Consider the following 24999-nt stretch of genomic DNA (forward strand, 5'->3'; position numbering starts at 1 on the left):
GCCATGATCACGCTCACCGATATTTCCGCCCGCATCGCCGGGCGCCTGCTTCTCGACAATGCCAGCGTTTCGCTGCCTTCAGGCACGAAGGCCGGGCTCGTCGGGCGCAACGGCGCCGGCAAGTCCACGCTTTTTCGCGTCATCACCGGCGATCTTGGCTCGGAGAGCGGAACGGTGTCTATCCCCAAGGCCGCACGCATCGGCCAGGTGGCGCAGGAGGCACCGGCAACCGAAGACGCCCTGATCGAAATCGTGCTTGCCGCGGATAAGGAACGCACCGCCCTCGTTGCCGAGGCGGAAACGGCAACCGATCCGCATCGCATCGCCGAAATCCAGATGCGCCTTGTCGATATCGACGCGCATTCGGCCGAAGCGCGCGCGGCGAGCATTCTTGCCGGCCTCGGCTTCGACAAGGAAGCGCAAGCCCGCCCCGCCTCCTCCTTTTCCGGCGGCTGGCGCATGCGCGTCGCCCTTGCCGCCGTGCTGTTTTCCGAGCCGGACCTGCTCCTGCTCGACGAGCCAACCAACTATCTCGACCTCGAAGGCACGCTGTGGCTGGAAGATTATGTCAGGCGCTATCCGCACACTGTCATCATCATCAGCCACGATCGCGACCTGTTGAACAACGCGGTCAATGCGATCGTCCATCTCGACCAGAAGAAGCTCACCTTCTATCGCGGCGGATATGACCAGTTCGAGCGACAAAAGGCTGAGGCCGACGAGCTGCAGACGAAGGCCAAGGCCAAGAACGACGCGGCACGCAAACATCTACAGGGCTTCATCGATCGCTTCAAGGCCAAGGCTTCCAAGGCCCGGCAGGCACAATCGCGCGTCAAGGCGCTCGAGCGCATGGGAACGGTTGCGGCGGTGATCGAGGACCACGTACAGCCGATCACTTTTCCCGAGCCGGAAAAGCAGCCGGCCTCGCCGATCGTCGCGATCCAGAGCGGCGCCGTCGGCTACGAGCCCGGCAATCCGATCCTCAAGAACCTCAATCTGCGTATCGACAATGACGACCGCATCGCCCTGCTTGGCTCGAACGGCAACGGCAAATCGACCTTCGCCAAGTTCATCTCCGGCCGGCTTGCGCCTGAGAGCGGCGAAGTGAAGCTCGCGCCGAGCCTGAAGATCGGCTTCTTCGCGCAGCACCAGCTCGACGACCTCATTCCCGAGCAATCGCCGGTGGAGCATGTGCGCCGGCTGATGCCCGGCGCGCCGGAAGCCAAGGTGCGCGCCCGCGTCGCCCAGATGGGGCTTGCGACCGAGAAGATGGCGACGGCCGCCAAAGATCTCTCCGGCGGCGAAAAAGCCCGGTTGCTGATGGGGCTTGCCGCCTTCCATGCACCCAACCTGCTGATCCTCGATGAGCCGACCAACCACCTCGACATCGACAGCCGCCGTGCGCTGATCGAGGCGCTGAACGACTACGAAGGCGCCGTCATCCTGATTTCGCATGATCGTCACCTGATCGAGGCGACGGTCGATCGGTTGTGGCTGGTCAATGGCGGCACGGTGACGACCTTCGAAGGCGATATGGATGAATATCGCGACCTCATCGTCACATCCGGTAAAAAAAAAGAAGAAAAGCCGCAGCTAGCTGAAGACGCGACGTCGAAGGCCGACCAGCGCAAGCTCAATGCCGAACGTCGCGCCTCGCTGACGCCGCTCAGGAAAAAGATCAACGAAATCGAATCCTTGACGGCGAAGCTGGAGAAACAGATTCAGGCGCTTGACGCGGAACTTGCGGATCCGGCCCTTTATGAAAAGACGCCCGCCAAGGCGGCCGAGAAGGCAAAGCAGCGCGGCGAAGCTGCGGCGAAATTGGCTGCCGCCGAGGAAGACTGGCTGATGCTGTCTGCCGAATACGAAGAAGCGATGGCGGGTTAGCCACAGGGTGACGCTGAAGTTCAAGAAGACCGATGTGCCCAACACCGTCGTCGCCTCGGCCGACTTCGTGACGATCCGCTAAGGCGGGTTGCCAAATCGGGACCGGCTGCCTAGATCTGTCCGACGTCAACGGAAGCCGGCAGGTCGGATATGAACCTTCATCTCGAAACGGACGACGATCCGCGCACCCGCCAGTTCATCGACGAGCACAACCGGGTTTCCGACGCGGCACTGAGAACACCTGAATTCGAGAGGGATCGCGACGCGATCAAGGCGCTGATCGAGCGGCAGGACAGGCTGATCGTTCCGATGCGCCGAGGCGAGTGGCTGTTCGATTTCCGCCAGAGCAAGGACAATCCCCTTGGCATCTGGCTGCGCCTGCCGGCAGATCAGGAGCCGCTGCCGGACGCCGCCTGGGAGCCGGTCTTCGATCTCGACGCCTTCTGCGTCAGCGAAGGCAAGCGCTGGAATTGGCGCGGCGCCGTCACCTGCCCATGGGAGCCGACGCGGGTGCTGCTCACGCTTTCGGACGGCGGCTCCGACCTTCTCCGGCTGCTCGAATTCGACGCGGAGCGAAAACAGGTCGTCGAGGGCGGCTTCGATACACCGGCCGCACGATCGCATGCCACCTGGCTGAGCCGTGACGAAATCTGCTATTTCGGTTCCATCGACAGATTTTCGGCGACCCGCTCCGGATGGCCGCGCGTCGGACGGCGATTGAAGCGCGGGCAGCGACCGGAAGATGCCGCCGTCATGTTCGAAGCTGCAGACGAGGACGTCTACGGCTTCAATCTCGTCATCGACCCTGCCCTATCAGGCGCTTCGGCGGATCGCGGTTTGATCGATATTTTCGTCGCCGCCCACGAGATCGGCGTCGCGAGCGCTTTCCTGATCGCCAACAATGGCACACAGCGGCGCATCGATCTGCCTAAGGAAGCCGATTTCCAGTTCAATCATGATCATTGCCTTTGGCGGGCAAAGACCGATGAGCGCGTTGCGACCGGCAGCCTCGTGCTACAACGCTTCGATCCCGCCTCGGAGACGGCCCTGCTCGGGCCGGAGCGGATCCTGTTTCAGCCTGCCGAGGGCCAGTCCATCGCGCAGATGATGCTGATGCAGGAGTGGTGCGTCTTCATCATCTCCGATCGGCTGCGTCCGCGTCTCATGGTGCTGGACCTGACAAGGCCCGATGCCGAACAGCGCGAGATCGCACTGCCGGCGGATATGCAGACGGTTCACTTCAGGCCGCTTCATGCAGATCTGCATCTTGGCGACGACACGCTCCACATCGTCGGCCAGGGCTTCCTGCAGCCGCCCGTCTGTTACCGTCTCGCGCTGTCGGATCGCAGCAAGCTGGCCGAGCCGATTTTCGTCGCCGCGGCGCCGAGCTATTTCGATGCGACCGATATGTCATCCGAACTGCTGGAGGCTGTTTCCGAGGACGGAACGAGGGTTACCTATCGGCTCGTCCTGCCGAAGCAGTGGACCAAGGGCGCGCTGCCGGTATTGCTTTACGGCTATGGCGGCTTCGATGTCCCGTTGTCGCCAAACTATTCCGGCGTGACAGGACGCTGGCTGGAACAAGGCGGCGCCTATGTGCAGGCTTATATTCGCGGCGGCGGCGAATTCGGGCCTGACTGGTATCGCAGTGCCAAGCGGCAGGGGCGAGACCGGGCCTTTGCCGATTTCGTCGCCATCGCTCGCGATCTCGTCGCCCGCGGCTATACAGTGCCGTCGCGGATCGCCTGCCAGGGCGGCAGCAATGGCGGTCTGCTGACCGGCGTGATGCTGACGCGCTATCCCGACGATTTCGGCGCCGTCTGGTGCCAGGTGCCGGTCCTTGACATGACCCGTTTCCACCTGTTCAGCGCAGGGCAAGCCTGGATGGACGAATACGGCGATCCGGAGACGCCGGTGGACCGGGATTTTATGCTCGGCTATTCGCCGCTTCACAATGTCAGGCCGGCGACCGAGGTCAGCTATCCGCCGATCTATGTCGAAAGCTCCGCCAATGACGACCGCGTGCATCCCTCGCATGCGCGCCGCTTTGCCGCGCGGCTGGAGGAAGAAGGACACCGGCCGCTCTTCCATGAATTCGGCTCCGGCGGGCATGGCGGCGACGGTAATTCCGAAGAGCGCGCCGCCCGCGCGGCGATGGGTTACAGCTTCCTTCGCCAAACCATCATGCGATAGGATGCCATAGAATGGAGGAGGAGAGCTTGTCGGCACGCCTCTTTCTGATACAAACGCGTCAATAATCATACTTTTCATACAGGCTCGAGCGAAACACCATGTCTCCTATCAATCTCGCCATCGTCGGCGTCGGCAAGATCGTCCGCGACCAGCACCTTCCCTCCATCGCCAAGAACCCGGATTTCGAACTCGTCGCCACGGCAAGCCGCCACGGCACGGTCGAAGGCGTCAAGAGTTATACGACGATCGAAGCGATGCTCGACGCCGAGCCCTCGATCGATGCCGTTTCGCTCTGCATGCCGCCGCAATATCGCTACGAGGCGGCCTATAAGGCGCTCGTCGCCGGCAAGCACGTCTTCCTGGAAAAGCCGCCCGGCGCGACGCTCAGCGAAGTGGCCGACCTTGAAGCGCTGGCAAACAAGCAGGGTGCGTCGCTCTTTGCCAGCTGGCATTCGCGCTATGCACCGGGCGTCGAGGCTGCCAAGGCGTTTCTTGCCTCGACGACGATTGAAAGCGTGCATGTGATCTGGAAGGAGGATGTCCGCCATTGGCATCCGAACCAGGAATGGATCTGGCAGGCTGGCGGCCTCGGCGTTTTCGATCCCGGCATCAACGCGCTGTCGATCGTCACCCATATCCTGCCGCGGCCGATCTTCATCACCGAGGCCGTGCTCGAATTTCCCGACAACCGCGACGCGCCGATCGCCGCCGACATTCGCTTCCGCAATGCGGACGGCCTGCCGGTTCACGCCGAATTCGACTGGCGCCAAACCGGCAAGCAGAGCTGGGACATCGTCGCGGAGACGGCAGCCGGCCAGATGGTGCTCGCCGAGGGCGGCGCCAAGCTTTTGATCGACGGCGCGCTCAGATTCGCCGAGCCGGAGCAGGAATATCCTTCGCTCTACCGTCGCTTCGCCGAAATCATCAAGGCCGGCAAATCGGATGTCGACCTCGCGCCGCTGCGCCACGTCGCCGATGCCTTCATGCTCGGCAAGCGCAAATTCGTCGACGCCTTCCACGACTGAGCGTCGCAATAACGTCATGGAAACCGGCAAGATTTGCCGGCCTATGGCAATAGTGTTCGGGGGCAGCCGCTCATGAGCAACAGAATTGGCCGCAAGGGCCGATTTTTCCGCGTGTTGAAGATTGGCATTCTTGTGGTGCCGCTTCTCAGCCTTGCAGCATGTTGGGGCGAAGAGGTCGTCATGCCGCCTGATGCACCGGGCGTTTCCCGATCCGAGGAATATTCCTTCGGATCGGCGACCCAGGCCCAGGATTGGCAGGCCACCAGCAAGGTGCTGGGCCAACTGGAAGGGCGGTTCGGAGAGAAGTCCATGCGTATCCTGTCGCGCAATCTCGCCAGCACCACCGAGCCGCAGACCATCAAGACTTATTATGCCGAACGCCTTGTCCATCAAGCCGGCTGGGCGGAAATGCCGGTCAGCACCTTTGCCGACAAGGCGTGGGCATTCGCTTTTGTCAGTCCGAATGGAAAGCAGGTTTTGGCAGTCGAGGCGCTCGACGCGTCGGAAAGTGCTGGCGGGATCGTGCCCCTCAATATCCTGACGAACCTCGACGAGGACAAAGGTTCGAAACGGTAGCGGTATTCGCTCGCCGGGAGAGCGAAGTTGGACGGCTTCATACAGCAATTCAAAGTGTTACAGCGTCCTTTGCATGTCTGAAAGACGCGCGGCGCTGTGGCGTCGTGGCGAAACGCTCAGGCCTTCTTCTCCCACCGCCCTTCCGGTGTCTGCTGCCAATAGGTGAGGTTATGCCCCTCGCCTTTCAGCTTCTTCCATTGCGCACGGGCGGCTTCCAGTTGCTCCTGGTCGTGACCGTCGAACATGAAGACGATGCGCTCATAGGCATCGGCCGGCGGCGGCTCGGCGCCGTCGACGATGAAACGCACGGTCGCCGCATTGGCATTGTCCGGCGTCACCGTCAAAAGCACCGGCTGGCTTTCGGCGAAATCCGCCTCGTCGGTGCCGTGCGGCAGGAAGCTCTCCTCGCGGAAAGTCCAAAGATGCTGATCGAGAGCATCACGCCGCGCCGGCTCGCGCGTCTGGACGGCAACGCGCCAGCCGCGCTCGACGCTTTTGTCGATGAGCGGCGGAAGCGCGTCCTCCAGCCTGGATTCGGTCAGATGATAGAAGAGAACGTCCGTCATCAGGATTCATAATGGGCGCGAACGAGCTCGTCGAGCAGGCGCACGCCGAAGCCGGAACCCCAGGATTGATTGATCTCGTCCTGCGGCGAGCCCATCGCCGTGCCGGCAATATCGAGATGCGCCCAAGGCGTGTCCTGCACGAAGCGCTTGAGGAAATGCGCGGCCGTGATCGAGCCGGCCTGTCGGCCGCCGGTGTTCTTCATATCGGCGAACTTGCTGTCGATCAGCTTGTCGTAATCCCTGCCGAGCGGCATGCGCCAGAGTTTTTCGTTGCTCGAAAGACCGGCTGCCGTCAGTTGGGCGGAAAGCTGGTCGTCATTGGAGAACAGGCCGGCATGCACATTGCCGAGCGCCACGACGATCGCCCCGGTCAGCGTGGCAAGATTGATCATGAACTGCGGCTTGAAGCGGTCGTTGCAGTACCAGAGCGCATCGCAGAGCACGAGGCGGCCTTCGGCATCGGTGTTGATCACCTCGATCGTCTGGCCGGACATCGAGGTGACGATATCACCAGGACGCTGGGCGTTACCGTCAGGCATGTTCTCGACCAGGCCGATGATGCCGACGGCGTTGACGGCGGCCTTGCGGGAGGCGAGCACATGCATGAGGCCAGTGACGGCTGCCGCACCGCCCATATCGCCCTTCATGTCTTCCATGCCGGCGGCCGGCTTGATCGAAATGCCGCCGGTATCGAAGACGACACCCTTGCCGATGAAGGCGACGGGGCGATCCTTGCCCTTGCCGCCCTTCCACAGCATGACCGCCAGGCGCGGCGGACGCACGGAGCCCTGGGCGACGCCCAGAAGGGCGCCCATGCCAAGACGGCGCATCTCCTTTTCGGTCAGGATTTCCACTTCGACGCCGAGCTTTTCCAGCTCCTTCGCCTTGGCGGCGAACTCGACGGGACCGAGCACGTTCGGCGGTTCGTTGACGAGGTCACGGGCAAGATTGACGCCGCCGGCAATCGCTTCGGAATCGGAAAACGCCTTCTTGGCTCCACTCGGATCGGCGGTGACGATCGTCACCTTGACGGACTTCACCGGTTTTTCTTCCTCGTCGCTCTTCTTCGTCTTGTAGGTATCGAAGCTATAGGCGCGCAGCAGCATGCCCAGCGCAAAATCGGCGGCTGCCCGCGCGCTGGTCTCGAGGCCAGGCACGTCGATGAAGACAGCGGCCTTGTCGGTGTTCTTGATTTTCGAGGCCGCAGCGCCGCCGGCCTTCAGCCAGTCATGGGCGGTGAGTTCGGCGGCCTTGCCGAGCCCAATGACGACGATGCGCTCGACGGGCGCGCCTTCGGGGGCAACAATATCGAGCCCGCTCATGGATTTTGCGGAGAATCGGGCGATCCTCGCAGCCTTGGCGATCACACCTGCCGGGTCGACTGTTTCAGCGCCGGCAGCGCTGTCGGCCTCCGCAGTTTTCAACAGGATCGCCAGGCCGCCATTGAGCTTTGCCGACTTCGAGAATGAAATTTCCAACCTTACTGACATGTCTTCTCCGCTGGGATTCTTTGAAATCCGTCCCTCGCGGATAATTTCGCGTTTGGCGGGTCTGTCAATGGCTTGCGACAATTGTTATGGTCGCCCGCAGCCATCAGGGCTCTCATGTTTTCGTCAGTTTCGTAGATATTCGCGTTGACAGTTTTTTCGAAAAATCGATGTCGGGGTCGGGCAATCCGCCTGCCGAAAACGACTTTCGGCGCATTCATGCTGCTGTTTTGGATGTGGTGGGCGCTGCTTGCCGTCTTCCGCGCCTTTCCCGGAATAGACATCTATTTTTCCCAGCTTTTTTTCGTGGGCGCAGATTGCGACGCGACTGCTGCTGCCGGGAGCATCTGCGGCGGCTTTCCCTATCGCGACGTTGCGACCTTCGACCTGCTGCGCACCGTCTTCTTCCGCCTGCCCTATGTGGTGGCGATCGTGATGGTGTGGAAACTCGTCGAATGCTACCAGCAGCATGGCGCGACCTTCAACGCCGCGCGGGCGCAAAAGCTCAAAGTCGCGCTCGGAACGCTGCTGATCGGGCCGGTGCTGCTCGTCAATGTCGTCCTGAAGGAACATTGGGGCCGGCCGCGACCGATACAGACGGACATTTTCGGCGGTGCGCTGCATTTCGTCGAGGCCGGTTCGCTTGCCGGAAAATGCGTTTCGAACTGCTCGTTCGTCTCCGGCGAGGCGGCGAGTGCCGGCTGGCTCCTCTGCCTTCTGCTCTTCGTTCCGAAATCCCTGCGTTATGCGCTGGCGCCGCCCGTGGCCGCGATCTCGATCCTCACCCCGGCGATGCGGCTATCCTTCGGCGCACACTACCTTTCCGACGTCGTTCTTGGATGGCTTTCCTCGCTTGTCGTCTTCGCCGCATTGCTGGCGTTAACTGAGTCGCAACAGCACCAAAAAAATTCTGAAATTTGAATGAATTTTTGACACCAGCTTGTCGCAAAAGCGCGACAAAGAGCGTAGAGGGATTCTCCTGCAAAGCCGTTTGGGCGTGCAGGTGCTTTCAAGGGCAGGCATGAAACTACTCGAAACATACATATTGCGGCGCGTCGGCCAGATGTTTCTCGTGGCGCTCCTGCCCGTTCTGGCGATCATTTGGACGACTCAGGTTCTGCAGCGCATCAATCTGGTCACCGACAGCGGCCAGTCGATCGGCTCGTTCGCCAAGCTGGCGACGATGATTCTGCCGTCGATCATTCCTGTCGTGCTGCCCTTCGCCCTCGTTATCGCGATCACCCAGACGCTGACGACGATGAACAATGATTCCGAGCTCACCGTCATCGACGCGGCCGGGGCGCGGCGCAGCGTGCTGATCCGCCCGATCCTGCTGCTCGCCGCTGTCATCAGCGTCTTTTCCTTCTTCGTCGACAACGTCGTCGAGCCGCGCGCAAAGACCGTCGTGCGCCAGATGATCGCCGAGACCTATGCTGACCTCCTCTCTTCGGTGATCGAAGAAAAGACCTTCCGCAAGCTCGATGAAGGCCTCTATGTGCAGATCTCGCAGCGGATGGCGGGCCGCATGCTGAAAGGGCTTTTTGTCGCCGACGAGCGCGACCCGGCCTACGAACTGATCTATTATGCGAAGGAAGGCGCCGTCGACGACACGGGCACGACGCTGATCATGCATGAAGGCGAAGTGCATCGCAAAACGCCCGATGGCAACGTCTCGGTCATCAATTTCGATTCCTATTCCTTCGACCTCTCGGACATGACGGAGAATCGCGGTCAGGCGACGCTGCGCGCCAGCGACCGTGACCTGTGGTTCCTGTTCAATCCGGATCCCACCGACAAGGACTATACGATCCGGCCGCAAAGCTATCGCGCCGAACTCCATCGGCGGCTGACCGACTGGATCCTGCCTGTCGTTTTTGCGCTGTTTTCACTGGCGATCGCCGGCGATGCGCGCTCGCACCGCGAAGCGCGGCTGCATCCGATGGTGAGCGCTCTCGCCTATGCCTTCGCGATGCGATGGGCCGCCTTCTACGCGGCCAATCAGATCGACACCGACCCTGAATATATCGCCGTCCTCTACGCCATCCCGATCGTCAGCAGCATCGTCTCGATCGTCTTCCTCGGCCTGCACAAACGACTGGTCATGCCTTCGTTCATCCGCGACCGGATTTCGTCGTTCTGGAGACGGATGCAGGAAAGGCTGCTTGCCGCAACCGGCCGGACCGGCGGGGGCGCTGCCCAATGATGTTCGGGACATTGTCGCGTTATTTCTTTCGCCGCTACCTGGTGACGATGGGCTGGTTCCTGATCGGCGTCTCGGCGATTTCTTTCCTCCTCGATTTCAGCGAGACGGCCGGCCGCATGTCCGGCCTTCCCGGCTACACGATCGGCGGCGGCATCCTGATGACCGCCGTGCGCCTGCCGCTCATCCTGCAGCAAACAGTACCCTTCATCGCGCTGTTCGTCGGCATGACGGTGCTGATCGGGCTCAACCGCAAATATGAACTCGTCGTGACGCGCGCCGCCGGTATTTCGGTCTGGCAGTTCATGTTCCCCTTCATCGCCGGCTCGCTGCTGCTCGGCCTGCTGACGATGACGGCACTCAACCCGCTTGCCGCCTGGGGACAGCGCCAGGCGCTGTTGGTCGAATCCGACTGGCGCGGCGAGAACGCGGTTCTGCGCAAGGCGCCGCAGATCCCGTGGCTGCGCCAGATCAGCGGCCGGGACGATGTCATCATCGGCGCCCAGACGGTTCAGGAGAACGGAACCAAGCTGATCGACGCGGTGCTGATCCATTTCGATTCACGCGGTCAGGTCATTCTGAGACAGGACGCCGCCACGGCAAAATTGGAAGATGGTTACTGGCAACTTAACACCGTTGTCGAGCGCAAGCCTGGCGAAATCCCCGTGCGTAAAGCTTCGGTTCAACTTCGCACCAATCTGAAACAGGACTTCGTCCAGGAGCGGCTGACAGCGCCGGAAACAATTGGTTTCTTTGACCTTTCTAACCGTATTGCGGCGGCCAAATCCTTCGGCATCTCGACCAAGGCGCTTGAGACGCAATTCAACTCCCTGTTGTCCCAGCCATTGCTGCTGGTGGCCATGACTTTCATAGCCGCAACAGTGTCCCTAAAATTTAGCCGGTTCAACCAATCCCGCTCCGTGATTCTGGGTGGCATCCTTTCGGGCTTCATGCTTTATGTCATCACCGTGCTTGTAAAGGCATTCGGAAGCAGTGGAGTCGTGCCTCCCTTCGTGGCGACGTGGATACCGGTGGTCGTCGCGCTGGCCTTGGGTGCGACTATTCTGCTTCATCAGGAGGACGGCTAGTGGCGGCAGGCGACCGCAAGTATTTTAGTAAACAGCTGGTTGCCCTGCTTGTCGGTGCGGCTTTATGTTCCTATTTCGGCAGCGCCCCGGCCTCTTTCGGCCAGGCCAGCGCGCCCGAACAAAATATAGAGAAGAATATTCCCGAAGGGGCCAAGCTCCTGCTTTCGGCCAATGAACTCGTCTATAACCGTGACGCCGACCTGGTGTCGGCGGTCGGCGGCGTGCAGATCAACTATGGCGGCTATAAAATGGTCGCGCAGAAGGTCGAGTACAATCAGAAGACCGGCCGGATGATGGCGCTCGGCAATGTCGAGCTCGTCAGCCCCGACGGCAATCGTATCTATGCCGATAACCTTGACGTGACCGACAATTTTGCCGACGGGTTCCTGAACTCGCTGCGCATCGAGACCGCCGACAACACGCGTATCGTTGCCGAAAGCGGCGAGCGCGTCGGCGGCACGTTGATGATTCTCAACAAGGGCGTCTATACGGCCTGCCTTCCCTGCGCCGAAGATCCGAAGCGCGCCCCCTTCTGGCAGGTCAAGGCCCAGCGGGTGATCCAGAACGGCGAGACGCATACGATCCGTCTGGAGAGAGCGCGCTTCGAGCTGCTCGGCCATCCGATTGCCTTCCTGCCGTTCATCGAAGTTCCCGACAATACGGTGAAACGCAAGTCCGGCTTTCTGTTTCCGACGATGAGCCTGTCGCAGAATCTCGGCTTCGGTCTTTCCGTTCCTTATTACTATGTGATCTCGCCGAGCATGGACGCGACGGTTACCGCCACGGGCTACACCGCCCAGGGCTTCCTCATCGAAGGCGAATTTCGCCAACGATTCGAAAATGGCACGCATATTCTGCGCGTCGCCGGCATCGACCAGGCAAAGCCGGGCAACTTCAGCTCAGGCACCAGCGATGCCGAAGCCGGCCAGCGTGGCATGGTGGCATCGAAGGCCGAATTCCGCATCAATCCGCGCTGGACGTTCGGCTGGGACGTCATGATGCAGAGCGACAACAATTTCTCGAAAACGTACAAGCTGCGGGGCCTGACCGGTACGGATCGTACCAACCAGATCTACCTGACAGGGCTCGGGAAACGCAATTATTTCGACATGCGGGCGTTCTATTTCGACGTCCAGGATGCCGATCGGACGAATACCGCTGAAAAGCAGCAGGCGATCGTCTATCCGTCGCTCGACTATCACTATGTGGCGCCGCAGCCGCTTGCCGGCGGCGAGCTTTCGGCGGATGTCAACCTGACGAATATTTCGCGCACACATGATGACTTCTATACCGTCGACGGCTTCGACCGTTTCCGTGGCCTGAAAGGCCAGACTTCGCGGCTGACTGCCGAGCTGCAATGGAAGCGCACCTACGTCACGCCGACCGGCCTGGTGATTACGCCGCTTCTGGCCGCGCGCGGCGATGCCTTCGCGCTGAACATGGATGATCCGACCGGCTACACCGGCAACTATATCGACGGCAATTCCGCCACCCGCTCGATGTTCACGGCCGGGCTGGAGATGCGTTATCCGATCTTGATGACGACGGATAACAGCACCCATATCCTCGAGCCGATCGCACAAATCTATGCCCGCCCCGACGAGCAGCTGGCAGGCCGCCTGCCGAACGAGGATGCGCAAAGCTTCGTTTTCGACGCCACCTCGCTGTTCGACCGCGACAAGTTCTCGGGTTACGACCGGGTGGAAGGCGGTACCCGCGCCAATGTCGGCGTTCAGTATACCGGTACATTCGACAGCGGTTACAAGCTGCACGGCATCTTCGGCCAATCCTATCAGATCGCCGGCCAGAACTCGTTTGCGACCGATGACCTCGTCAATGTCGGCGCGGATTCGGGCCTTGAAACCGACCGCTCCGATTATGTCGGCCTTGGCGGCATCGAAACACCGTACGGCGTTTCCGTCGCTGCCTCCTACCGGCTCGACGAAAAAGATTTCGAATTCCGCCGCGGCGATCTGACGACGGCCTACCAGAACGACACCTTCTCGACGCAGTTGACCTACACTCATCTCAGCGCCCAGCCGGCATATGGCTTCGCCGAGGACAATGACGAGATCCAGACCAACAGCAGCGTCAAGTTCAAGGATTACTGGTCGATTTTCGGTGGCATTGCCTGGGATCTGAACAATGATGTGATCAGCCGGCGGACGATCGGTCTCTCTTATGACGACGAATGCACGATCTTCACGATCGCCTATACGGACAGCAGAGATTCCGACGACGAGTCGGGAAGCGACTGGACGATCGGCGCACGGCTGACCTTCCGCACGCTCGGCGACATCAAGATCGGTACCGACACTCTCGAATGACGGGCGATCAGCGCAAACATGGCCTGAAGCCATTCTTTCGCCGTAAGCCTGTGCAGGACATTGCCGCCAGTCGGTATCTGAGGCATAGGGGTTTCGCGCCGTGATGGAAGCGATTTCAGCGTGTCTCGCACTGTGGTAAGAACGCCGCGAACAACGTCTCGCGGCGCTATCGGGAGGTCAACAGATGATTGACGCGAAAAAAGCCATAACCAAGTTCCTCGCCGGGGCAGCGCTTGCATTGCTGACGGGCCTTGCCGGTCCAGCGCTTGCGGCCAGTGAAGTCAAGGCCGTGGTGAACGGCACCGCCATCACCAGCGGCGATGTCGCCAAGCGCCAGGCCTTCCTGCGCCTGCAGCATACGAAGGCCGATGCCAAGACCGCTCAGGAGCAATTGATCGACGAGACGCTCAAGCGGCAGGAAGTCGCCCGCGTGCGTATGTCGGTTTCGCAGCAGGACGTCGATGCGTCTTTCGCGCGCTTTTCGAGCGGCAACAAGCTTTCCCCCGAGCAGATGTCGCAGATCCTCGATCGCGCCGGCGTCGGCGTCGATCATTTCAAGGGTTTCATCGCCGTGCAGATGAGCTGGCCGCGCGTCGTCAACGCCCGCTACGGCTCGACCTCGCGGCTGTCGAACTATGATCTCGTCTCGCGCATGATGCAGAACAACAAGCAGAAGCCGGTGACGACGGAATATATGCTGCAGCAGATCATCTTCGTCATTCCGCAAGCCAAGCGAGGCGCCATCACCGGCAAGCGCAAGGGCGAGGCCGAGGCGTCGCGCTCCAAATTTCCGGGTTGCGATCAGGCAAAGGTGTTTGCGGCGACGATGCGCGACGTTTCCGTGCGCGATCTCGGCCGCATGCTCGCCCCCGAGATCCCGCCGGATTGGAAGCCGCTGGTCGAGCAGGCCAAGGGCAACACGACAGGGACCCGCGTCACCGACAAGGGCGTCGAATATCTGGCGATCTGCAGCCAGCGGCAGGTCTCCGACGACCAGGCCGCCGAAATGGTCTTCCGCCAGGAAGATCTCGACAAGTCCAAGGCCGGCAAGGATGCCAGCCCGGAAAACGAAAACAGCAAGAAATACCTGGATGAACTGCGCAAAAAGGCGCAGATCGCCTATCGCTGACCGACAATGGCGATACCGTTTTCGCGACCGCTTGCGCTGAGCCAGGGCGACCCCGCCGGCATCGGGCCGGATATTACTCTGATGGCCTGGCTCCGGCGGCGTGAACTCGGACTGCCGCCTTTCTTCCTGATCGGCGACCCCGATGTTCTGGCGTTGAGAGCCCGCCAGCTCAATCTGGCGGTTTCGATCCGCGAGACCGATGAAGCCGGCAGGGCCGCCGGCATGTTTGCCGATGCGCTGCCCGTCATGACCATACCGGCCGGTATCGAGGTCGTGGCCGGCGAACCGCATGCGGCAACGGCGAAAGGCACGATCGCGTCGATCGAGAAAGCCGTGTCGCTTGTCATTGACGGCGAGGCGCTCGCAGTCGTTACCAATCCGATCGCCAAGGCAGTGCTTTACGAGGCGGGTTTCCGGTTTCCCGGCCACACCGAATTTCTCGCCGATCTCGCCGCCAGGGCGACCGGCCGGCCGGTGACACCGGTGATGATGCTGTCTGGACCGAAGCTCCGGGCCATTCCCGTCACCATCCATATTCCGGTCCGCGACGTGCCGCAGGCGCTGACGGGCGACCTGATCACGGAAACCTGCCGGATCGCCCATGAAGATCTGAGGCAGCGCTTCGGCATCGAGGCGCCGCGGCTCGCCGTTGCCGGCCTCAACCCGCATGCGGGCGAAGGCGGGGCGATCGGTACGGAGGACGAGGACGTCATCCGTCCGGCGATCGAGCGCCTGCGCGACGAGGGCATCGATGCGATCGGCCCCCTGCCCGCCGATACGATGTTCCATGACGAGGCGCGGGCGCGATACGACGTCGCCGTCTGCATGTATCACGATCAGGCGCTGATCCCGGCCAAAGCACTTGGTTTCGACGACAGCGTCAACGTGACGCTCGGTCTTCCCTTCGTGCGCACCTCGCCGGATCACGGCACCGCTTTCGGCATTGCCGGCAAGGGATTGGTGCGCGAGCACAGCCTCGTTGCGGCGCTGAAGCTCGCCGCCCAGCTCGGCCGCAGCGCGGAAAGCCGCCGCTGATGGCAGCACTCGATGGCCTGCCGCCGCTTCGCGACGTCATCCAGCGTCACGGCCTCGATGCACGCAAGGCGCTCGGGCAGAACTTCCTGCTCGACCTCAACCTCACGCAGAAGATCGCCCGCACGGCGGGAGCGCTCGAAGATGCGACCATCTTCGAGGTCGGCCCCGGCCCCGGCGGGTTGACGCGCGCGATCCTGGCACTCGGCGCCAGGAAAGTTATCGCCATCGAGCGCGATGCCCGCTGCCTGCCGGCGCTCGCCGAAATTGCCGATCACTATCCCGGCCGGCTGGAGGTGATCGAAGGCGATGCGCTGAAGACGGATTTCGAGGCGCTGGCGCCGGAAGGCCCGGTCAAGATCATTGCCAACCTGCCCTACAATGTCGGCACGCAGCTATTGGTCAACTGGCTGTTGCCGAAAGCCTGGCCACCCTTCTGGCAGTCGCTGACGCTGATGTTTCAGAAGGAGGTCGGTGAGCGTATCGTCGCCAACGAAGACGACGACCATTACGGCCGTCTCGGCGTGCTCTGCGGCTGGCGGACGGAAGCACGCATGGCCTTCGACGTGCCGCCGCAAGCCTTCACGCCGCCGCCGAAGGTAACCTCGACGGTCGTGCAGCTGACGCCGCGCGAAAATCCCATCCCCTGCGCTGTCGGCAATCTGGAAAAGGTGACACAGGCGGCCTTCGGCCAGCGTCGCAAGATGCTGCGCCAGAGCCTGAAGCCGCTCGGCGGCGAGAGCCTGCTCCTCAAGGCTGGGATCGATCCGGCGCGGCGAGCGGAGACCCTGTCCGTCGAGGAATTCTGCCTTCTCGCAAACAGCCTGTAGGCAACTCCAGCAACGTCTGAAGCGGCTTTCCCAGGACATGCGCTAATTTAAAGCGACGGCGTCTCTTCCAGCAACTCGCGGACGAAGTCGAACATGCCATGGCGGCGGTCGCGGCGCAGGCGCTCGGCCTTGACGATCGACTGGACGGCGTCGAGGGCGGCGTTGAGATCGTCATTGACGATGACATAGTCGTATTCGCGCCAGTGGGCGATCTCGGCGCGGCTGTTGGCGAGGCGCGTCTGGATGACCTCTTCGGAATCCTCGGCACGGCGGTGCAGCCGCGACTGAAGCTCGGTCATGGTCGGCGGCAGCACGAAGATCGAGACGACGTCGGCCGACATCTTCTCCTGCAATTGCTGGGCGCCCTGCCAATCGATGTCGAAGAGCATGTCGCGGCCTTCGGCCATGGCCTGCTCGACCGGCTCGCGCGGCGTGCCGTAGAAATTGCCATGCACCTCGGCCCATTCGAGCAGCGCGTCGCTATCGCGCAGCCGCTCGAACTCGCGCACACTCTTGAAGTGGTAATGCACATCCTCGACTTCGCTCGGGCGACGCTGGCGCGTGGTGACGCTGACGGAAAGGCCGATTTGCCTGTCGGTCTCCAGCAGCGTGCGCGCGATGGTGGACTTGCCGGCGCCGGACGGCGACGAGATGACAAGCATCAGACCGCGGCGGGCGATCTGCACGGGCGAGGAGTTCGCCGGTTTCATGTCTTACTCCAAATTCTGGACCTGCTCGCGGAACTGGTCGATCACGACTTTCAGCTCGATGCCGGCGGCGGTGACCGCCGAGGCATTCGACTTCGAGCAGATGGTATTCGATTCGCGGTTAAATTCCTGTGCAAGGAAGTCCAGCCGGCGCCCGGCGGGGCCACCTTTCACCAGGAGATCACGCGCTGCGGCGATATGAGCCTTCAGACGATCGATTTCCTCGCGCAGATCCGCCTTGGTCGCCAACAGCGCGGCTTCGGCGTGCAGCCTTTCGCGGTCGAGCGCGGCCATGCCGTCCATCAACAAGGCGACCTGCGCGGCAAGCCGGGCCGCGATCTCCTGTGGCGAGCGCGACGGATCGGCCTCGATCGTCCGCGTCAGGCCTTCGATCGTCGTGACGTGGTCGTGAAGAATGCGGGCCAGCGCCGACCCTTCCTGTTCGCGCATTGCTCTCAGATCGGCAAGCGCGGCCAGCAGGCCGGCGGCGATATCGGCGTCACGGGCAGCAAGCGCCTCCTCGCCATCCTCGCTTTCGCGGAATTCGACGATGCCGCGCACTAGAAGCAGCGTATCGAGCTTCAGCGGCGCCGGATCGATGACACCGTCCAGCTGCTCGCGCATGGCCAGCACGGCGGCAAGCGCTTGCCTGTTCAGCACCGCCTCGAAACGGTTCTCGTCGGCGGTGACGGATAGCGATGCCTGCAGGTTGCCGCGGCTGAAGCTTTCACCGGCAAGGCGCCGGACCTCTGCCTCCATACGCTCGAGGCCGGGCGGTAGGCGCAGACGCAGGTCGAGGCCCTTGCCGTTGACCGAGCGCAGTTCCCATGCCCAGCGCCAGCGGCCGCTCGTTCCCTCGCGCCGCGCAAAACCGGTCATGGACTGCAAAGCCATGCGAGCCTCCCGAAAGTCTCAGTTGATCTTCTTTTTCTTCGGCGGCGCTACGGTCGCGCCATTATCCGCCGGCTGCTCTTCCGGCTGGCCGTCGACTGCGATGTTCGGGTCCGAACCCTTGTCAGCTTCGAGCTTGCGCCAGCGCTTGACGTTGGCATTGTGCTCCTCGAGCGTCGCAGCGAAAACATGGCCACCGGTACCGTCGGCGACGAAATAGAGATCCTGCGTCTTCCAGGGATTGGCGACGGCTTCCAGCGCATCCTTGCCGGGATTGGCGATCGGCGTCGGCGGCAGACCCTTGATGACATAGGTATTGTAAGGCGTGTCCCGCTTCAGGTCCGACTGGTAGATCGGCCGGTCAGCCGGTTTGCCCTCGCCGCCGAAGAGGCCGTAGATGATCGTCGGGTCGGACTGCAGGCGCATGCCCTTGCCGAGCCGGTTCAGGAAAACGGAGGCGACATGGGCACGCTCGTCGGGAACACCGGTTTCCTTTTCGACGATCGAGGCGAGTGTCACGAACTCCTCCTTGGATCGCAGCGGCAGCGAGGAGTCGCGCTTGTCCCAGATCTGATCGACGAGCTTCTGCTGCGCAGCCGCCATCTGTTCGACGATCTCCGAGCGTTTGGTGCCGCGCGAGAATTTGTAGGTATCCGGACGCAGACTGCCCTCGGTCGGCAGTGCCGCCGGCAAATCGCCTTCCAGCACGGTATCCTGCAGCATACGATCGAACATCTGGCGGACCGTCAGCCCCTCGGGGAAGGAAACGGAATAAAGAATGGACTTGCCCGATTTCAGCAGCTCCATGATATCCCTCATGGAGGCCCTCGCCTTGATCTCGTATTCACCCGCCTTCAAGCTCTCACCGGCAGAAAGATGCGTTGCCGTGAGATAGCGGAAGATGCGGGCATCGCTGATGATCGCGTTGCGCTCGAGGTTTGAGGCGATTTCGGTCAGACCAGCGCCGTTGCGGACGATGAAATTGGTGTTGGTCTGCAGCGGACCCGGGTTCCGATAGGTCGATGTGGCGTAGTAGAAGCCGATGACGGCGACGACGCAGACCAGAACCGCCATCGTCATGATGAAGTTCAGGAAAAGAACGACCTGGCCGCGGGCTTTCTTGGACCGCTTCGGCGGCTCCGGAACGCGCTCCGGACGCAGGGCTTCGCTCGGCGACTTCGGGATAATCGGTCCCTTCTGCGCCTGGGTATCGTTGCTCTGGTTCGTCGTATCGCTCACCGGCAATCCTCTAAAACTTGACCCTCACTTCGCTATTTCGCGAAGCAATGCGGCAAAAGCAGGTTCTGCCGCCGTTCAACGAGCCGCTGACGGTCGTTATGCTTTCGCACGCCCGCTTACGCAACGTAGAGGACGGCCGGTCTGCGGTGCAAGGGAGACCCGTCACACCGCTTGCAGAACTCTTATTGCGCGTAACGGCGCAGTACGAGCGATGCATTCGTGCCGCCGAATCCGAATGAGTTGGACAGGGCCACGTTGATTTCTCGTTCACGTGCCTTGTGCGGAACAAGATCGATCGCCGTCTCCCGTTCGGGATTGTCGAGATTGAGCGTCGGCGGCGCGATATTGTCGCGAATGGCAAGCGTGGTGAAGATCGCCTCGATAGCGCCTGCAGCACCGAGAAGGTGTCCTGTCGCCGACTTGGTCGAGGACATGGAGATCTTCGACGCCGCATTGCCGACCAGCCGCTCGACGGCGCCGAGTTCGATCGTGTCGGCCATGGTCGAGGTACCGTGTGCATTGATGTAATCGATATCGGCCGGCGTCAGCCCGGCGCGCTTCAGCGCCATCGCCATGCAGCGGCCGGCGCCCTCGCCATCTTCGGACGGCGCGGTGATGTGATAGGCGTCGCCCGACAGGCCATAGCCGACGATTTCGGCGTAAATCCTGGCGCCGCGCGCCTTGGCGTGTTCCAGTTCCTCGAGCACGACGATGCCGGCGCCCTCGCCCATGACGAAGCCGTCGCGGTCGCGGTCATAGGGGCGTGACGCCTTCTGCGGATCGTCGTTGTGCTGGGTCGACAGCGCCTTGCAGGCGGCAAATCCTGCAAGCGAAATGCGGCTGACAGGGGATTCCGTGCCGCCGGCGACCATGACGTCAGCATCCCCCAGCGCAATCAGCCGCGCCGCATCGCCGATCGCATGCGCACCCGTCGAGCAGGCGGTGACGACCGAATGATTGGGTCCGCGCAGCTTGTGGCGGATCGAGACCTGGCCGGAGACGAGGTTGATCAGGCGACCGGGAATGAAGAAGGGGGAGATGCGGCGCGGGCCTTTGTCGCGCAGGGTATAACCCGCTTCGACGATGCCTTCGATGCCGCCGATGCCGGAGCCGATCAGCACGCCGGTGGCGATCTGGTCCTCATCGGTTTCAGGATGCCAGCCGGCATCGGCAAGCGCCATGTCGGCGGCGGCCATGCCGTAGATGATGAAGGGATCGACCTTGCGCTGCTCCTTCGGCTCCATCCACTGATCGACATTGAAGGTGCCGTCGGTGCCGTCACCGATAGGAATGCGGCAGGCGATCTTGGCGGGAAGGTCGTCGACCTCGAATTCGGTGACGAGGCGGGCGCCGTTCTGACCGGCAAGCAGCCGGGACCACGTCACCTCGGTTCCGCATCCCAAGGGTGATACCATGCCGGTACCGGTGATGACGACACGTCTCATCGCGTGCTTTCCCCCGTCTCTTATGTTCTATGGAGAAATATGCCGAAAAGAAAAGGGCGGACTCCAGGCCCGCCCTTTCTCAAATTCACAGGATCAGGCCTGGGCCTTCTCAATAAACTTCACGGCATCGCCGACCGTCAGGATCGAGTCGGCAGCGTCGTCAGGAATTTCAACGCCGAATTCTTCTTCGAAAGCCATGACAAGTTCGACCGTGTCGAGCGAGTCAGCGCCCAGATCGTCGATAAAGCTGGCGCTCTCGACGACCTTGTCGGCATCAACGCCAAGATGATCAATAACAATTTTCTTTACGCGTTCTGCGATATCGCTCATGTCGGTTTCCTCGACCTTATGTCCTGATCGGAATGCCGTTGCGGCACCCCTACCCTGTTTCAGCCTGCGATGTTTTCAGACATCCTCGGCAAACTCGTTTACCCGGCTTCAGAGATGTCCCAGGCTTGCAAAAAGCCCGCCGGTCCGTCTGCTTTCTCGGGACGACTGTTGACAGTCATGGCCCGCTTAACATGCTTTATGTCTGCCGCAAAGCCAGAAAATCAACGCTTCGTGATTGCTCAACATGCTATTGGTGGAAATATTCCCATGCCAACAGTTTGTCGTTTCAGATCATCGCCATGCCGCCGTTTACGTGCAGCGTCTGGCCCGTCATATAAGCGGCCTCGGAGGACGCAAGGTAAGCGACTGCCGAAGCGACCTCGCCGCCCGTGCCCATGCGCTTCATCGGGATCGCTCCCATGATCGCTTCCTTCTGCTTGTCGTTCAGCTTGCCGGTCATGGCGCTCTCGATGAAGCCGGGTGCCACGCAATTGACCGTCACGTTGCGGGTGGCGATCTCCTGCGCCAGGGACTTGGTGAAGCCGATCATGCCGGCCTTGGAGGCGCAGTAATTGGCCTGGCCCGGATTGCCGGTGACGCCGACGACGGAGGTGATGTTGATGATGCGGCCATAGCGGCGACGCATCATCGGATGCGTCAATTCGCGCGTCAGGCGGAAGGTCGACGTCAGGTTCACTTCGATGACGCTGTCCCAGTCCTCGTCGCTCATGCGCACGAAGAGGCCGTCGCGGGTAATGCCGGCATTGTTGACGAGGATGTCGACGCCTTCGAGGTCGGCTTCGGCCTTCTGGCCGAGCGCCTTGACCTCGTCGCGGTCGGAGAGGTTTGCCGGGAAGATCTTGACGCGCTCGCCGAGATCGGCGGCCAGCGCTTCCAGCTTTTCGACGCGGGTACCGTGCAGGCCAACGACGGCCCCCTGCTTATGAAGAAGGCGGGCGATTTCCTCGCCGATACCGCCCGATGCGCCGGTGACGAGAGCCTTGCGGCCGGAAAGATCGAGCATGGAAGCGTTCCTTATATCTGGAGATACCAATCAGGCCATGAGGGCGGCGATGGCCGCGTCGATATCCGCCGGACCGTTGACGGAGATGCCGTTGATCGTCTTGTCGATGCGGCGGGCAAGGCCGGTCAGCACCTTGCCGGAACCGAGTTCATAAAGCGTCGTTACGCCATTTCCGGCGAACCATTCCACCGTCTCGCGCCAGCGGACCTGACCGGTCACCTGCTCGACCAGCAGGCTGGCGATCTCGTCGGCGCCGGTCACCGGGGCGGCACGGACATTGGCGATGACGGGCACGACGGGATCGGACTTGGCGACCTTTGCCAGCGCTTCGCGCATGGCATCAGCGGCGGGCGCCATCAGCGTCGAATGGAACGGAGCAGAGACCGGCAACAGAATGGCGCGCTTGGCGCCCTTGTCGGTCGCAAGGGCCGCCGCCTTTTCGACGGCTGCCTTCTCGCCCGAGATGACGATCTGGCCGCCGCCATTGTCGTTGGCGATCTGGCAGGCGCCGACGGCGGCCGCTGCCTCACAGACGGCAACGACGTCGGCATGTTCGAGGCCGATGATCGCGGCCATGGCGCCGACGCCGACGGGGACGGCGGCCTGCATGGCATTGCCGCGGATGCGCAACAGCCGCGCGGTATCGGCGAGCGAAAAGGTGCCGGCGGCGCAAAGTGCCGAATATTCGCCGAGCGAGTGGCCGGCGACGTAGGCGACCTTGGACTTCAAATCCAGCCCTTTGGCTTCGAGAACGCGGATAACGGCGATGGAGACGGCCATCAGCGCCGGCTGGGCGTTCGCCGTCAAGGTCAACGTATCCTCGGGACCGTTGAACATGACGTCCGAAAGCTTTTCACCGAGCGCCTCATCGACCTCTTGGAAAACGGCGCGGGCTTCGGTAAAATTCTCGGCGAGATCCTTGCCCATGCCGACGGCCTGGCTGCCCTGACCGGGAAAAGTGAAAGCAATGGTCATTCTCATGTCCCTGGCTGATGCCCTGATTGCGCCCCTTAAGGCTGTTTTGCCTCCAATTGACATTCTTTCCGGCAGAGTCAAGTGGCGGCTCATTCTCCGCAAAGCCTTTCGCGCGCGCGCGAAAGGCCGGTTTTTGCTCTTGCGCTCCGCCAAATCCAGCCTAGATTTGCGCAGACCTTCCCAAGGCTTTCACCTCTCTCCCAAGGTTTCTCCATGAAGTACAATTCACTAGGCCGCACCGAGATTTCCGTTTCAGAGATTTGCCTTGGCACCATGACCTGGGGCTCGCAGAACAGCGAAGCCGATGCCCATGCGCAGATGGATTACGCCGTCGAAAAGGGCGTCAATTTCTTCGATACGGCCGAACTTTATCCGACGACCCCGGTTTCGGCCGCGACACAGGGCTGGACGGAAGACTATATCGGCAGCTGGTTCGAGAAGACCGGCAAGCGCGGCGATATCGTGCTCGCCACCAAGGTCGCCGGCCGCGGCCGCGATTATCTGCGCGGCGGCGAAGGTGCCGATGCGAAGAATATCCGCCTGGCGCTCGAGGCCAGCCTGACGCGGCTGAAGACGGACTATGTCGACCTCTACCAGATCCACTGGCCGAACCGCGGCCATTTCCATTTCCGCCAGAACTGGAGCTACAATCCGTTCACCCAGGATCGCGACAAGGCCATCGCCAATATGCTCGACATCCTGGAAACACTCGGCGCTCTGGTGAAGGAAGGCAAGATCCGCGCGATCGGCCTTTCCAACGAAACCACCTGGGGCATACAGAAATATCTGACGCTCTCCGAACAGAAGAGCCTGCCGCGGGTCGCCAGCGTCCAGAACGAATACAACCTGCTCTACCGCCATTTCGATCTCGATCTCGCCGAACTCTCGCATCACGAGGATGTCGGGCTGCTCGCCTATTCGCCGCTCGCCGGCGGCATCCTGTCCGGCAAATATATCGACGGCGGCAGGCCGAAAGGTTCGCGCGGCTCGATCAACCACGATATCGGCGGTCGCCTGCAGTCGCTGCAGGAGCCCGCGACTAAAGCCTATCTGGAGATCGCCGCAACATATGGCCTCGACCCGGCAGCAATGGCGCTGGCCTTCTGCCTGTCACGTCCCTTCATGGCCTCGGTCATCATCGGCGCCACCGCGATGGAGCAGTTGAAAATCGATATCGGCGCGGCCGACATTACGCTTTCGAACGAGATCCTGGCGGAAATCGCCAAGGTGCACCGGCAGTATCCGCTGACGCTTTGATCATATTTGTTTGGCGCCTGCCCGATGCCGACCATTGGCCTGCATCGGGTTCGGGTGTCCGATTGCGCTTGCCTTTGCCCAAAAAATCCGTATAAGCCGCCCTGTTCGTTAACCCGGTCTTCTGGCTGGTGGCTGAACGGAGGGCCGGTTTCCTCACGGAAATCGTTCGGAACGGAAGCGTTCCAGCCTCCCGTGTCTCCGCTCTCGACCGTCTCGGAAACGCTTTCTTGCCTGGGCCCGCCCAATCAGGAGCAGTCGTTGAGGCTTAGCCGCCGAATATCGGGTTGAACCAAACGCAAGAAAGGCAAAGCTGTCATGGCTCTTTATGAACATGTATTCCTTGCCCGGCAGGATATTTCCGCTCAGCAGGTCGATGCCCTCGTAGAACAGTACAAGGGTGTGATCGAAGCGAATGGCGGCAAGGTCGGGCGTATCGAGAACTGGGGCCTCAAGTCCCTCACCTACCGCATCAAGAAGAACCGCAAGGCGCACTACGCCCTGATGGACATTGATGCACCGGCTGCTGCCGTCCAGGAAATGGAACGTCAGATGCGTATCAGCGAAGACGTTCTTCGCTACATGACGATTGCCGTCGAGAAGCATGAAGAAGGTCCGTCTGCCATGATGCAGAAGCGCGACCGTGACGACCGTCCGCGCGAAGGCGGCCGTGGCCCGCGTGAAGGCGGCTTCGGCGATCGTGACCGCGGCCCGCGTCCGCCGCGTGAAGGTGGCTTCGGCGACCGCGACGACCGTCCGCGCCGTCCGCGCGAAGACCGTGTATAAGGGAGATC

At 61.7% G+C, this 24999-nt stretch carries 22 protein-coding genes; 13 read left to right on the plus strand and 9 right to left on the minus strand.

The genetic code is table 11. The features are described 5' to 3' along the window. Window positions 1-3 precede the first annotated feature (3 nt). The 4 genes from G9X68_RS01300 to G9X68_RS01315 all read left to right on the plus strand — a co-directional run bounded on the left by G9X68_RS01300 (window position 4) and on the right by G9X68_RS01315 (window position 5681). Window positions 4-1887, plus strand: a complete 1884-nt coding sequence (locus G9X68_RS01300; protein ID WP_171600961.1) for an ABC-F family ATP-binding cassette domain-containing protein — start codon at window positions 4-6, stop codon at window positions 1885-1887. A 150-nt stretch (window positions 1888-2037) separates the two neighbouring features. Beyond that, window positions 2038-4080: a prolyl oligopeptidase family serine peptidase gene (locus G9X68_RS01305; protein WP_171600962.1), complete on the plus strand. Its 2043-nt coding sequence runs from the start codon at window positions 2038-2040 to the stop codon at window positions 4078-4080. 98 nt (window positions 4081-4178) lie between these two features. After that, entirely contained in the window at window positions 4179-5105 is a 927-nt protein-coding gene (locus G9X68_RS01310; protein WP_171600963.1) for a Gfo/Idh/MocA family protein, read from the plus strand. Between the two features lie 72 nt (window positions 5106-5177). Continuing rightward, the gene (locus G9X68_RS01315) at window positions 5178-5681 is read left to right on the plus strand and encodes a hypothetical protein (protein ID WP_168316265.1); all 504 of its coding nucleotides are present in this window, start codon (window positions 5178-5180) and stop codon (window positions 5679-5681) included. A 116-nt stretch (window positions 5682-5797) separates the two neighbouring features. Here G9X68_RS01315 and G9X68_RS01320 read toward each other — a convergent pair whose 3' ends face one another. Further along, window positions 5798-6247, minus strand: a complete 450-nt coding sequence (locus G9X68_RS01320; RefSeq protein WP_171600964.1) for a DNA polymerase III subunit chi — start codon at window positions 6245-6247, stop codon at window positions 5798-5800. Further along, complete coding sequence (locus tag G9X68_RS01325) at window positions 6247-7737, minus strand: leucyl aminopeptidase (RefSeq protein ID WP_171600965.1); 1491 nt, start codon at window positions 7735-7737, stop codon at window positions 6247-6249. The genes G9X68_RS01320 and G9X68_RS01325 overlap by 1 nt, the downstream gene beginning before the upstream one ends. Before the next feature lie 144 nt (window positions 7738-7881). Between G9X68_RS01325 and G9X68_RS01330 the strand changes: the two genes are divergently transcribed. The 7 genes from G9X68_RS01330 (at window position 7882) to rsmA (ending at window position 16340) form a co-directional block, all read left to right on the plus strand. Further along, entirely contained in the window at window positions 7882-8655 is a 774-nt protein-coding gene (locus tag G9X68_RS01330) for a phosphatase PAP2 family protein (RefSeq protein ID WP_171600966.1), read from the plus strand. Window positions 8656-8755: 100 nt separating this feature from the next. Next, on the plus strand, window positions 8756-9937 hold the full coding sequence (gene lptF, locus G9X68_RS01335; protein WP_171600967.1) for an LPS export ABC transporter permease LptF: 1182 nt from the start codon (window positions 8756-8758) through the stop codon (window positions 9935-9937). Further along, complete coding sequence (gene lptG / locus G9X68_RS01340; protein ID WP_171600968.1) at window positions 9934-11022, plus strand: LPS export ABC transporter permease LptG; 1089 nt, start codon at window positions 9934-9936, stop codon at window positions 11020-11022. The genes lptF and lptG overlap by 4 nt, the downstream gene beginning before the upstream one ends. Then, window positions 11022-13349, plus strand: coding sequence for an LPS assembly protein LptD (locus G9X68_RS01345; RefSeq protein WP_171600969.1), 2328 nt, complete (start codon window positions 11022-11024; stop codon window positions 13347-13349). The genes lptG and G9X68_RS01345 overlap by 1 nt, the downstream gene beginning before the upstream one ends. A gap of 184 nt (window positions 13350-13533) precedes the next feature. Next, window positions 13534-14478, plus strand: coding sequence for a SurA N-terminal domain-containing protein (locus G9X68_RS01350; protein ID WP_168309802.1), 945 nt, complete (start codon window positions 13534-13536; stop codon window positions 14476-14478). 6 nt (window positions 14479-14484) lie between these two features. Beyond that, the gene (pdxA, locus tag G9X68_RS01355; protein ID WP_171600970.1) at window positions 14485-15513 is read left to right on the plus strand and encodes a 4-hydroxythreonine-4-phosphate dehydrogenase PdxA; all 1029 of its coding nucleotides are present in this window, start codon (window positions 14485-14487) and stop codon (window positions 15511-15513) included. Further along, entirely contained in the window at window positions 15513-16340 is an 828-nt protein-coding gene (gene rsmA / locus G9X68_RS01360; protein ID WP_171600971.1) for a 16S rRNA (adenine(1518)-N(6)/adenine(1519)-N(6))-dimethyltransferase RsmA, read from the plus strand. The genes pdxA and rsmA overlap by 1 nt, the downstream gene beginning before the upstream one ends. Window positions 16341-16387: 47 nt before the next feature. Here the strand turns inward: rsmA and gmk are convergent, their stop codons facing one another. The 7 genes from gmk to fabD all read right to left on the minus strand — a co-directional run bounded on the left by gmk (window position 16388) and on the right by fabD (window position 22951). Beyond that, a complete protein-coding gene (gmk, locus tag G9X68_RS01365) occupies window positions 16388-17050 on the minus strand; it encodes a guanylate kinase (protein ID WP_171600972.1) in 663 nt (220 codons plus the stop codon). A gap of 3 nt (window positions 17051-17053) precedes the next feature. After that, window positions 17054-17941, minus strand: coding sequence for a YicC/YloC family endoribonuclease (locus G9X68_RS01370; protein WP_171600973.1), 888 nt, complete (start codon window positions 17939-17941; stop codon window positions 17054-17056). An 18-nt stretch (window positions 17942-17959) separates the two neighbouring features. After that, window positions 17960-19177: an endolytic transglycosylase MltG gene (mltG, locus tag G9X68_RS01375; protein WP_171600974.1), complete on the minus strand. Its 1218-nt coding sequence runs from the start codon at window positions 19175-19177 to the stop codon at window positions 17960-17962. Between the two features lie 182 nt (window positions 19178-19359). Beyond that, complete coding sequence (gene fabF / locus G9X68_RS01380) at window positions 19360-20622, minus strand: beta-ketoacyl-ACP synthase II (protein ID WP_018447415.1); 1263 nt, start codon at window positions 20620-20622, stop codon at window positions 19360-19362. Between the two features lie 93 nt (window positions 20623-20715). After that, a complete protein-coding gene (locus tag G9X68_RS01385) occupies window positions 20716-20952 on the minus strand; it encodes an acyl carrier protein (RefSeq protein ID WP_003547058.1) in 237 nt (78 codons plus the stop codon). Between the two features lie 286 nt (window positions 20953-21238). After that, window positions 21239-21976 carry a 3-oxoacyl-[acyl-carrier-protein] reductase gene (gene fabG / locus G9X68_RS01390; RefSeq protein WP_171600975.1) on the minus strand — a complete coding sequence of 246 codons (738 nt, stop codon included), beginning with the start codon at window positions 21974-21976 and terminating at the stop codon, window positions 21239-21241. Window positions 21977-22006: 30 nt separating this feature from the next. Next, window positions 22007-22951, minus strand: a complete 945-nt coding sequence (gene fabD, locus G9X68_RS01395) for an ACP S-malonyltransferase (protein WP_171600976.1) — start codon at window positions 22949-22951, stop codon at window positions 22007-22009. A gap of 213 nt (window positions 22952-23164) precedes the next feature. Between fabD and G9X68_RS01400 the strand changes: the two genes are divergently transcribed. After that, complete coding sequence (locus G9X68_RS01400) at window positions 23165-24208, plus strand: aldo/keto reductase (RefSeq protein WP_171600977.1); 1044 nt, start codon at window positions 23165-23167, stop codon at window positions 24206-24208. A gap of 315 nt (window positions 24209-24523) precedes the next feature. Beyond that, window positions 24524-24991, plus strand: coding sequence for a 30S ribosomal protein S6 (rpsF, locus tag G9X68_RS01405; protein ID WP_003547040.1), 468 nt, complete (start codon window positions 24524-24526; stop codon window positions 24989-24991). Window positions 24992-24999 lie beyond the last annotated feature (8 nt).

Origin of the sequence: Rhizobium changzhiense, assembly GCF_013087625.1 — a bacterium.
In the GTDB taxonomy this organism is placed as follows: Bacteria; Pseudomonadota; Alphaproteobacteria; order Rhizobiales; family Rhizobiaceae; genus Rhizobium; species Rhizobium sophorae.